This window comes from Pseudomonas sp. GP01-A4, assembly GCF_058780865.1.
Window position 1 is genome coordinate 53392 of record NZ_JBYSWF010000043.1, and the last position, 10533, is coordinate 63924.

Here is a 10533-nt window from a genome sequence, read left to right on the forward strand (position 1 = left end):
GCTGAAACAATGAATACCACTATCTTCACCGGTTGCATCCCTGCATTGATGACGCCGTGCACCGCCCAGCGCAAACCGGACTTTGACGCACTGGTCGCCAAGGGCCGCGAACTGATCGATATCGGCATGAGCGCGGTGGTGTACTGCGGCTCCATGGGCGACTGGCCGTTGCTGACCGAGGCCGAGCGCCAGGAAGGCGTGGCGCGCCTGGTGGCCGCCGGTGTGCCGACCATCGTCGGCACCGGCGCGGTCAACAGCCGTGAAGCCGTGGCCCATGCAGCGCATGCGGCGAAGGTCGGCGCCCATGGTTTGATGGTCATCCCGCGGGTGCTGTCCCGTGGCGCATCGGCGACGGCGCAAAAGGATCACTTTGCAGCCATCCTCAAGGCCGCGCCAAACCTGCCGGCGGTGATCTACAACAGCCCTTACTACGGCTTCGCCACCCGCGCCGACCTGTTCTTCGAACTGCGTCGCGAGTACCCGAACCTGATCGGCTTCAAGGAATTCGGCGGTGCTGCAGACCTGCGCTACGCGGCCGAACACATCACCTCCAAGGACGATGACGTGACCTTGATGGTCGGCGTGGACACCCAAGTGGTGCACGGCTTCGTCAACTGCAACGCCACCGGCGCAATCACCGGCATCGGCAATGCACTGCCACGGGAAGTCCTGCAACTGGTGGCCTTGAGCAAGAAAGCCGCCAAGGGCGACGCCACTGCACGTCGCCAGGCGCGGGAGTTGGAGTCGGCGCTGGCGGTGCTGTCGTCCTTCGACGAAGGCTGCGACCTGGTGCTGTTCTACAAGCATCTGATGGTGCTCAACGGCGACAAGGAATACACCCTGCACTTCAACGACACCGATGCCCTCAGCGATGCCCAGCGTCGTTATGCAGAGAACCAGTACGCGCTGTTCCGCCAGTGGTACGCCAACTGGTCGGCCGAGCAGAACGTCGTTTAACACTATTCAAGGCAGCAAAGATCAAATGTGGGAGCTGTCGAGCTCCGGCGAGGCTGCGATGGGATCACTGCGGTGTACCTGCCAGACCGCAGCGCCTGCATCGCAGCCTCGCTGGGGCTCGACAGCTCCCACAGTGGATTCTCTTCGCCAAGCCCATCTTTACTTTCCAGGACTACGCCATGACTCTGACGGGCACCATGCTGATTGGTCAGCACTCCATTCCAGGCAGCCGCGAGGCCATCCGGGCGATCAATCCTGCCACCAACCTTGCGTTGGAACCCGCCTACGCCGGCGGCACCGCCGAACATGTCGAACACGCCTGTGCGTTGGCCTGGAGCGCCTTCGATAGCTATCGCGAAACGCCGTTGGCCGCTCGCGCCGAATTCCTTGAAACCATCGCCAACGAAATCGAAGCCCTGGGCGATGAACTGATTGAACGGGCGATGGCCGAGACCGGCCTGCCCCGCCCACGCATCCAGGGCGAACGCGGGCGCACCTGCCAGCAATTGCGCACCTTTGCCCGCACCGTGCGCGCGGGTGAATGGCTGGATGTGCGGGTGGATACTGCACAACCGGAACGCCAGCCGCTGCCTCGCTCGGACCTGCGTCAACGCCACGTACCGCTGGGGCCGGTGGCCGTGTTCGGCGCGAGCAATTTTCCGCTGGCATTCTCGGTGGCGGGCGGTGATACCGCGTCGGCACTGGCGGCCGGTTGCCCGGTGATCGTGAAGGCACACGGCGCGCATCCTGGCACCAGCGAACTGGTGGGCCGCGCGGTGGCCAGGGCCGTTCAGCAATTTGGCCTGCCTGAGGGTGTGTTTTCGCTGTTGTATGGCTCGGGCCGCGAGGTCGGTATCGCGCTGGTCTGCGATCCGCGCATCAAGGCCGTGGGTTTCACCGGCTCGCGCAGCGGCGGTATTGCCTTGTGCCAGGCGGCCCAGGCGCGCCCCGAGCCGATCCCGGTGTATGCAGAGATGAGTTCGATCAATCCGGTCTACCTGTTTCCCGCTGCGTTGAGCGCACGCGGTGAAGCATTGGCACAAGGTTTTGTCGCGTCCCTGACCCAGGGTGCCGGCCAGTTCTGCACCAACCCCGGGCTGGTGATTGCCGTTGCAGGGCAAGCGCTGGACCACTTCGTCGGCACGGCTGCCAACCTGCTTCGATACAGCACTGCCCAGACCATGCTGACACCGGGGATCTTCAAGGCTTACGAATACGGCGTCAGCGCCCTGACCCGGCATGCTCAGCTCGCAGGTACCGGTCTGCCGGCCGAAGGGCCGAACCAGGGACAGGCCCATTTGTTCGTGACCCAGGCCCGGGACTTTCTCGCCAATCACAGCCTGCAAGCCGAGATATTCGGCGCCGCGTCATTGATCGTGCAATGTGCCAACGTCGATGAGGTCCGCCGGGTCAGCGAACACCTGGAGGGCCAACTGACCGCCACACTGCATCTGGATGACGACGACCTGGCAACTGCCCGCGCGTTGCTGCCGACCCTGGAACGCAAGGCCGGCCGCCTGCTGGTCAACGGCTGGCCGACCGGCGTTGAAGTGTGTGATGCGATGGTGCACGGAGGACCATTCCCGGCCACCTCGGACTCACGCACCACCTCGGTGGGCACCGCCGCGATCCTGCGATTCCTGCGGCCGGTGTGCTACCAGGATTTCCCGGATAGCTTGCTGCCGACGGCCCTGCAACACGGCAACCCGTTGCTGCTGCGGCGCTTGCTCGACGGTCAGAGGGAAGCCTAGAACATGTCCGATAACGTCATGCCAGACGTCGCCGTAGTGGGCGCCGGCATCATCGGCGTCGCCTGCGCGCTGCAACTGGCGCGCCAGGGCCGGCGGGTGGTCATCATCGATCAGCAGGAACCCGGCCACGGCGCCTCGTTCGGCAATGCCGGCCACCTGGCGACCGAGCAAGTGTTCCCCATCGCGGATGCGTCGATCCTGACGCGTTTGCCCGCCATGCTCATGGACCCGATGGGCCCGCTGCGCCTGGACTGGAAATACCTGCCGCGTGCACTGCCGTGGTTTACCCGGCTGCTGCTGAACCTGCGCCCGGCGCCCTTCCAGCGCACCGTCGCCGGGATCCGCGCGCTCAATGAAGGCAGCCTGGGCGCCTGGCACCGGCTGCTGGGCAGCATCGAGCGCCCGCACCTGATGCGCGAAGACGGCTCGTTGCTGGTCTTCGAGCGCGCCGAGTCGCGACAGGCCATTGATGCATTGCAGGCACGCATGAGTCAGCAGGAAGTGCCGGTGGACCACTGGCAGGCCAGCGCGGTTCAGGATGCGGCGCCACAGCTCAGCGAAAGGATTCAGGGCGGGTTGTTTTTTCCACGCACCGGGCATTTTCTCGATCCCTATGGGGTGGTTTGCGAGCTGATGGAGGCGGCCAAAGCCAGCGGGGTGCAATTTCTCAAGCGCCAGGTCGTGGGCGGGAAGCTGGACGAGCACGGTGTTTCATTGCGGACCGACCAAGGCACCGTGGCAGCGCGCCAGGTGTTGATCGCATGCGGTGCGCACTCAGCCAGTCTGACCGGCGCACTGACTGGCAAAAAGGTCCCGCTGGATACAGAGCGCGGCTATCACCTGATGTTGCCCCATGAGCATGGACGGTTGCCGTTTGCGGTCACGTCATTGGAGCGCAAGTTCATCATGACGCCCATGGACGGCGGATTGCGGCTGGCAGGGACCGTGGAGTTCGCCGGCCTTGATCGCCCACCGAACATGGAACGCGCGTGGCAGTTGCATCGGCTGAGCCAGGGGCTGTTTCGTCGTGACTTGAGTGCCGAGGACGCGACGCCGTGGATGGGGTTTCGCCCTTCCCTGCCGGACTCGCTGCCGATTATCGACAAGGTGTGCGAGGGCAAGGTGCTGCTTGCCTTTGGGCATCAGCATCTGGGCCTGACGCAGGCTGCGGTGACGGCGGAGTTGATTGCACGGCTGGCATCGCCTGCGGCCGCGTCCAACGGGCTGCCGGCGCTTGGGCCCTACCGGCTGGATCGTTTCTGAGATCATCGGAAACGTCTTGCTACTGTTTCGCACTTTCGGCGATACAAGGCAGGTCATTATCGTGCATGACCTTACGGTTACGCTCCGTTGAGAACCTGCCTTGAACAACCACACCTGTATGCAGCCCCGTCCATCGATGCGCAGAACGCTCCGAAGCGTTGCTTGCGGCATGCTCGCCCTATTGCTCTGCACGACAGCCCTCGCAGAACCGGGCATGCCGCTTGGCCAGAAATCATTCGAAGCGTATCGCGCCGCTACCTTGCAATGGCTGCGGGACCATCGTGATTTCCAGGGCACCGACAAGGATGCCGAACTCAACTGGAACGCCCCGCAGGAATGGCGCCCGGCGGGTGCCCCCAAGCGCGGGATCATTCTCGTGCATGGCCTGGGCGACTCACCCTGGTCTTTCCACGATATCGGCAGCGCACTGGCCGCCCGCGGCTTCCTGGTCAGGACCGTGCTGCTGCCCGGCCACGGCACGCAACCGGCCGACATGCTGCAGGTGCGCATGGAAGACTGGCGCCGGGTGGTGGACGAACAGGCTGCGATCCTTCGCGCAGAGGTGGGAGAAATCTACCTCGGCGGCTTTTCCACCGGCGCCAACCTGGTACTCGACTACGCCTACAAACACGACGACGTCGCGGGGCTGCTGCTGTTCTCTCCCGCGTTCCAGTCCAGCATGACCTACGACTGGCTGACACCCCTGATCAGTTGGGCGCGCCCCTGGCTGCTGGCGCCAGACGCCAGCCGGCCACAACAGAGCCTGGTGCGCTATATGACAGTGCCCACCAACGGTTTTGCCCAGTTCTACCGCAGCAGCCGGCTAGCCCGCCAGGACCTGGAGCGGCGCCCCTATGACAAGCCGGTATTCATTGCCGTCGCAGCCCACGACTCAGTACTCGATACGCACTACGTGCTGGAGACCTTCCAGCAACGCTTCAGCAACCCCCATAGCCGCCTCGCCTGGTACGGCGCATTGCCAGAGAGCGCCTGGGATACTCGCCGTGTAAAAGCGCGTACCGACTACCTGCCGGAGTTGCGGATCAGCCAGTTCTCCCACATGGGGTTGCTGTTCTCACCCGACAACGCTCTGTATGGCGAACAGGGCAGCCTGCGGTTTTGCTGGAACGGCCAGACGGACGACGCAACCCGCGCCTGCGAACAAGGGGCCGACGTGTGGTATTCGGACTGGGGCTACCGTGAGCCGGGCAAGATGCACGCGCGGTTGACGTTCAATCCGTATTTCACCTGGCAGCTTGGGGTGATTGACGAGGTCCTGGGCAAGCAGGACCTGGCGAGTCATTAAACGGCAAATCCGGTAAACCGCGTTTATCCCGCGACGCCCAGGAACGGCAGCGCCAGGTACAACTTGATCACGATCGCATTGGTGATATCGATGAAAAAGGCGCCCACCATCGGCACCACCAGAAATGCAATCTGCGATGGCCCGAAACGCTGGGTCACCGCCTGCATGTTCGCAATGGCAGTTGGCGTGGCACCGAGCCCGAAACCGCAGTGCCCCGCCGCCAGGACCGCCGCGTCATAGTTGCTCCCCATCACCCGGAACGTCACGAAAATCGCAAACAGCGCCATCATCAACGCCTGCGCAGCCAGCAGGATGAAAATCGGCAGGGCCAGCGCGGCGAGGTCCCAGAGCTTGAGCGACATCAATGCAATCGCCAGAAACAACGACAGGCTGACATTCCCTAGCACCGAGACTTCGCGCTCGAATACCTGGTGCCAGCCCAGCGCCGACAGGCCATTACGCAACACCACACCGACAAACAAGACACACACAAACGTCGGCAGCTCAAAGGCCGTGCCCTGGATAAAACCGCTGAGGAACGTGCCCACTTGCAGGCTGATGGCGAGCAGCGCCAGGGTCTCGATAAAGGAGAAGGAGGTGATCATGCGCTCTTGATTCGGCTGCTCGAACCCTTTTGGCCCTCGCGGTTGTACCGGCGCCAGGGCGGGCGTCTGGACGCGCTTGATCAGCAGGCGAGCGACCGGGCCGCCAATCAGGCCGCCGAGCACCAGGCCAAAGGTCGCGGAAGCAATGGCCAGTTCGGACGCCGACGCCACGCCATACTTCTCGCTGAACACCGCGCCCCAGGCCGCGCCGGTCCCGTGCCCACCCGACAGCGTAATGGAGCCCGCCAACAACCCCATCAATGGATCGAGCCCCAGCGCCTTGGCCAGCGCAATCCCCATCGCGTTCTGGACCACCAGGAGCGCCGTCACCACCAGCAGGAAAATCCCCAGCACCCGCCCGCCTTTCTTCAGACTGGCGAAATCCGCATTCAAACCAATGGTGGCAAAGAAAGCCAACATCAGTGGCGTCTGCAGCGACGAATCAAACCGGACCTCAATGCCAGCGAGCATACGCAGGACCAGGAGCAGCACCGCCACCACTAAACCGCCGGCCACCGGCTCCGGAATATTGTAAGTGCGCAGGAAACCGACTCGAGCGACCAGCCCGCGCCCAAGTAAAAGCACCAGGGAGGCGGCGACCAGCGTTGAATAGAAGTCGAGTTGAAGCATGGGGCAGCTCTCTGTAGTTATTTATGACGAATCGGGGCAGGCCTATCGATCCTTCGGAACAACACAGGAAGAGTAGTAGTACGACGCCATCTTTAACCTCGGAAAAGTCCTAACGTTGCCGAACGGAATCCCCAGGACGTTCAGGCGAAAGACTTGCGAAGCACTATCAGGAGGGGGCGACGGAAAGATGATCAAATGCGTGGAGGTCGGCGCCGAATGGCGCGCTGAGATGAGAGCCTTGCAAATCGCAGGCAACAAAAAAGGGCCCACCTTTCGGTGAGCCCTTCTAGACCGCCCAGCAGAGCGGATTTTGTTTGGAAGGCGCGATTGGACTCGAACCAACGACCCCCACCATGTCAAGGTGACCCCGGAACACGCGCAAGCATATGATCTGTAAAGGAAAATACTGCTCTTCAGCGCCATCCAAATACGCTATTTCACCTTATAAGAATCAATAACTTAGCGTTGTATATTCCTACAGTGGTTCCCCTCTCCGGCGTCCCTGCCGAACGAACAAATCCATTTTGATCCGAGCCTCAGTCAACTGTCGGGAATGATGTGAACATGAAGTGCTGCGATATATCATTGTAGGCATTGGGATTTGCAGTGCTCTCTCCTCCAGCCAGAATGGTGAACGTCCCCCTGGAGGTGCCATCAGTTTTTTGTTGCAGTGGAATTGAAGGCAGGGCAAATGATTGTCGAATTCCTGCGCGTACAGGCCATGAGGCCCACATTCCACGAGTAGTTGCACCAGTTATACCGTTCACGTACACGCGCAGATCCGCTCTGTTTTTTCCGGAATTTCTTACAGCTGTTACCGTATCTGAATTAGTACCAGCGTTAGTTATCCCTGTTGCACTTAGTGCAATAGGCATCCACCAATCATACTGCTGAAGTGCAATTTTCTTCGAGCCGCACGTTAGTCCGAGGCACTTGGATACAACCTCTGCGATGTACTGGTGACCCAGAACGCCAGGATGCGCGCCATCAGAAAACATCTTTAAATCATGTATCCTATACTTATCACTTGAAAACTCTCCAAACTTGTTAAACATGTCCGGAAATGGAATATATACCCCATTAGTTTGTTTGGCCAGCCGTTGCAATTGGCGCCTCGTAACATCATTGCCAGGCTTATTCCAAACAAAGTCAGGCACGATAACTGGAACATCATATGCAATTGAATACTTTACAATCCAATCTATTCTTTTTTTAAATTCCGCATAATATGTTCCTTTTTTTGAGTTTTCTCCACTATCATTATATCCGAGCGCGCAGATGAACATCGCGCTTCCGCTCATCAATCTGGCAATGGCATTCTCATCAAGCCAACGCAATCGCCTACCGGAATTTGAGAAATTATTGACAACTAGTTCGCCTTCTTTTGCCACATAACTAAAACCACATAGCTCAACTATTCCTGCTGAGGTCGTAATGCACTCCACTTTGCATGAGCCGGATCCGTCGTCTAAAGCCTGTACAGCAATATAATTAAAGGGCTGACGGACACTTGCATCAGTGTCTACAGCAGCAACTACTTCGCCATTCACCTTAACATCAAAAGTCCCGCCGCCAGGCATGCCAATATACCAGACCAAAACGACTCTTTGAAATGTAGGAATTTTCGTAGAGATAATATTCCCTACTAAAGTAGATCTCCAAGAAAGACCCTGAGGAACATACTCGCCGTTAGATCCATTATGTGGAATCCAGTGGATTGACTCACCATTTATGCTCGTCAATAAAACATCATGTATATCTTGTGAAAATGTATCACCCGCCCCCAACTCCAGCAACGGTACAAAACCGTAGCCAGACACTTCAAATTCAGCATTGATCATTCTTTTGAATATGTTTACCCAGCTATTACGATATAGATCACCGGCGAATGCACCATGGCTTATCGAATCGCCCAGCACGCAAACAGCTGAAGTCGGTGAGGCATTAGCCCTCACCCGAGAAAGCATGGAGGGCACCAACGCTCCCAGTTTCAATAGACTTGAATAGGACTCCGGCGATGCACTCCAGCCTCCTTTTGCAGAAGCCCCAATGGCTTGCGCTGCTGGCGTGGAAAGCGCCATCAATGCTGTGCCTGCTTTCATAAAGCCACGCCGCGACAATACCAAAATGCCACCCCCCCAAAATGTTGCGGGAGTATACATACGCAACGAGCTAATTCAACATCGGCGCCGGCCAACTTTTCATCCCCAGTACCAGGGTTATTCACCTGGACAGGATTGGCGGAATTTGCAGTGACGGCCATCGGGTAAGGTAACCGGGCTTATTTACTTCCGCATTGATACTTTCTTTGCGTATGCCTGGCATGCCCGCAGCGCGATCACGGCGTTATCCCCGTCGTCGGTGATGGTGATAATTCGTTGAGCATGCGCTGGGTCAAGTTGGGCTCGACGGATTGCATGAACCACGCCGACGGCGCCGGGGGGGGCAGGCACGTTGCAGCCACTGGCTGAATCCGTGGCGTCGAGAAGGACTGACAGCCGCACATCAGCAGTAGCAAGACGGTCACGCAGCAGAGCCTGGTTGCGCTGGGCATCGGATAATTCCTTGGTGTGGTGTTGGTCGGCGGCGGCCAGTTGCTGCTCGATGACTAGGCGCTTGTCTTGCTCGGTCCGTGCCTGGGTGGTGGCGGCATTGGCGGCCGGCGTTCGGGAGGATCTGCAGCAGCTGCTGCTCAGTGATCGGCATGCTTTTCTCCAGGCAATAAAAAACCGCTCAAGGCGGCATCGGTGTTCGATTGCGGATCAGCCCGCGACGGGCTCGACCGTGACCGGCAGCGGGTACCGGGCTTTGATGGCGGCGACGGACGCAAGCCAGGCGGCATAGTCCGGTTCGCGGCCCTGGCTCAGCGCGTCGTAGTCAGCATCCAAGCGCAGCGGGTCGGATTCGGACAGGTAGGCCGCACGGCGCAATGACAGCGCGGTGTCGAGGTCTGCTTGCAACTGCTCAGTCTGGCGCTGTTCGGCGGTGATCATCTTGCTGAAGTCGATATTGCTCATGCTGGCAGGCTCACTTTTCCGTCAGGTGGATCGATGATGTCCGCGGGGAACCGTGCCGAGACAGATGCCTCCGGGCTGCACGGGAACATCAGGGTCAGGACCAATTGCCCGTTGATGCGCGTCACATCGCTGGCCAGGACATCGCACTTCACCGCCTCAGCCGGGAGCGTGGCGCCTTCTGGGAGTGCGCTGAAATCGAAGCGCTCGCCGTCGATGGTGAGCACATCCCCGCGCCGCACAATCGTCAGCGCTTCGCTCGGGTCAATCGGGGCATAGGGTGACAACTTGATCTTCATTAGAACCACCGTCCGATGCAGAGAATTTGTGTGGTGCCGATCGTCTGCGGTGTTGCGCCGTTTCTGTAAACGATCCTGACTGTGTTGGAGTTCACGGAGTAGGAGGTCGTAAACCCGTAAGTATCAAACGTCGACGTTGGAATGCCGGTCGCAACTACCGAGAACGCCGAACTTGCGAACTGAGCAGCAATTTGCATGTTGCCGAAGTCCTTCAGCTGGTTGGCCGTCATATCAACGAGGGTCGTCACCAGGCGCTGGCAGATCATCGTGCCGTCGGCAAACTTCACGTAGGTGCCGTTTGCGTTCGACCCAGACTCAAACACGGCGCCTGTCGGCACGCCGCCGACCTGCGAAACAGGGCCAAGCAGCGCAGCAACTGCGGCAGACCCCAAGCCGAGGCCGTTGCGTGCTGCGGCCTGTGTGCTGCCCCCGGTGCCGCCTTTCGCCACGGGCACGATGTTTTCCGTGGACACCGAACCCAGGCCGGCAAGTGTTGCGCCCCATTGCTGAATCATCGCCCGGGCTTGGTCGGCCAGATCCTTTGTATACCCCTGCACTGGTGTCAGCGCATAAACGCCGGCGCGTTGGTGGCGCTTCGATAGTTTGGCGTGATGGAAAGCGCGGTATTACTTGCGGATTCCACGCTGACTCGGACACCCATTCCACGCGCATCCGGACAGTGATTCCACGCTGATCCGGACACTCATT

General features: G+C 59.8%; 10 protein-coding genes. 4 read left to right on the top strand and 6 right to left on the bottom strand.

What is annotated here, in order from left to right; genetic code table 11:
- Positions 1 to 9: 9 nt before the first annotated feature.
- The 4 genes from AC3WKX_RS22425 to AC3WKX_RS22440 all read left to right on the top strand — a co-directional run bounded on the left by AC3WKX_RS22425 (position 10) and on the right by AC3WKX_RS22440 (position 5277).
- The gene (locus AC3WKX_RS22425; protein WP_102605126.1) at positions 10 to 957 is read left to right on the top strand and encodes a dihydrodipicolinate synthase family protein; all 948 of its coding nucleotides are present in this window, start codon (positions 10 to 12) and stop codon (positions 955 to 957) included.
- Between the two features lie 179 nt (positions 958 to 1136).
- Positions 1137 to 2708, top strand: coding sequence for an aldehyde dehydrogenase (NADP(+)) (locus tag AC3WKX_RS22430; protein WP_102605127.1), 1572 nt, complete (start codon positions 1137 to 1139; stop codon positions 2706 to 2708).
- A gap of 3 nt (positions 2709 to 2711) precedes the next feature.
- A complete protein-coding gene (locus AC3WKX_RS22435; protein ID WP_102605128.1) occupies positions 2712 to 3971 on the top strand; it encodes an NAD(P)/FAD-dependent oxidoreductase in 1260 nt (419 codons plus the stop codon).
- Positions 3972 to 4185: 214 nt separating this feature from the next.
- Complete coding sequence (locus tag AC3WKX_RS22440) at positions 4186 to 5277, top strand: alpha/beta hydrolase (protein WP_008438736.1); 1092 nt, start codon at positions 4186 to 4188, stop codon at positions 5275 to 5277.
- A 23-nt stretch (positions 5278 to 5300) separates the two neighbouring features.
- Here the strand turns inward: AC3WKX_RS22440 and gltS are convergent, their stop codons facing one another.
- The 6 genes from gltS to AC3WKX_RS22470 form a co-directional block, all read right to left on the bottom strand.
- Entirely contained in the window at positions 5301 to 6512 is a 1212-nt protein-coding gene (gltS, locus tag AC3WKX_RS22445) for a sodium/glutamate symporter (protein ID WP_008438737.1), read from the bottom strand.
- Positions 6513 to 7048: 536 nt separating this feature from the next.
- Complete coding sequence (locus tag AC3WKX_RS22450) at positions 7049 to 8614, bottom strand: SGNH/GDSL hydrolase family protein (RefSeq protein WP_146013733.1); 1566 nt, start codon at positions 8612 to 8614, stop codon at positions 7049 to 7051.
- Positions 8615 to 8797: 183 nt separating this feature from the next.
- Positions 8798 to 9268, bottom strand: coding sequence for a lysis system i-spanin subunit Rz (locus AC3WKX_RS22455; protein ID WP_102605129.1), 471 nt, complete (start codon positions 9266 to 9268; stop codon positions 8798 to 8800).
- 6 nt (positions 9269 to 9274) lie between these two features.
- On the bottom strand, positions 9275 to 9529 hold the full coding sequence (locus AC3WKX_RS22460; RefSeq protein ID WP_102605130.1) for a hypothetical protein: 255 nt from the start codon (positions 9527 to 9529) through the stop codon (positions 9275 to 9277).
- Positions 9526 to 9825, bottom strand: a complete 300-nt coding sequence (locus AC3WKX_RS22465) for a hypothetical protein (protein WP_102605131.1) — start codon at positions 9823 to 9825, stop codon at positions 9526 to 9528. Before AC3WKX_RS22465 ends, AC3WKX_RS22460 begins: the two co-directional genes overlap by 4 nt.
- Complete coding sequence (locus tag AC3WKX_RS22470; protein WP_102605132.1) at positions 9825 to 10340, bottom strand: hypothetical protein; 516 nt, start codon at positions 10338 to 10340, stop codon at positions 9825 to 9827. Before AC3WKX_RS22470 ends, AC3WKX_RS22465 begins: the two co-directional genes overlap by 1 nt.
- Positions 10341 to 10533: the final 193 nt, after the last annotated feature.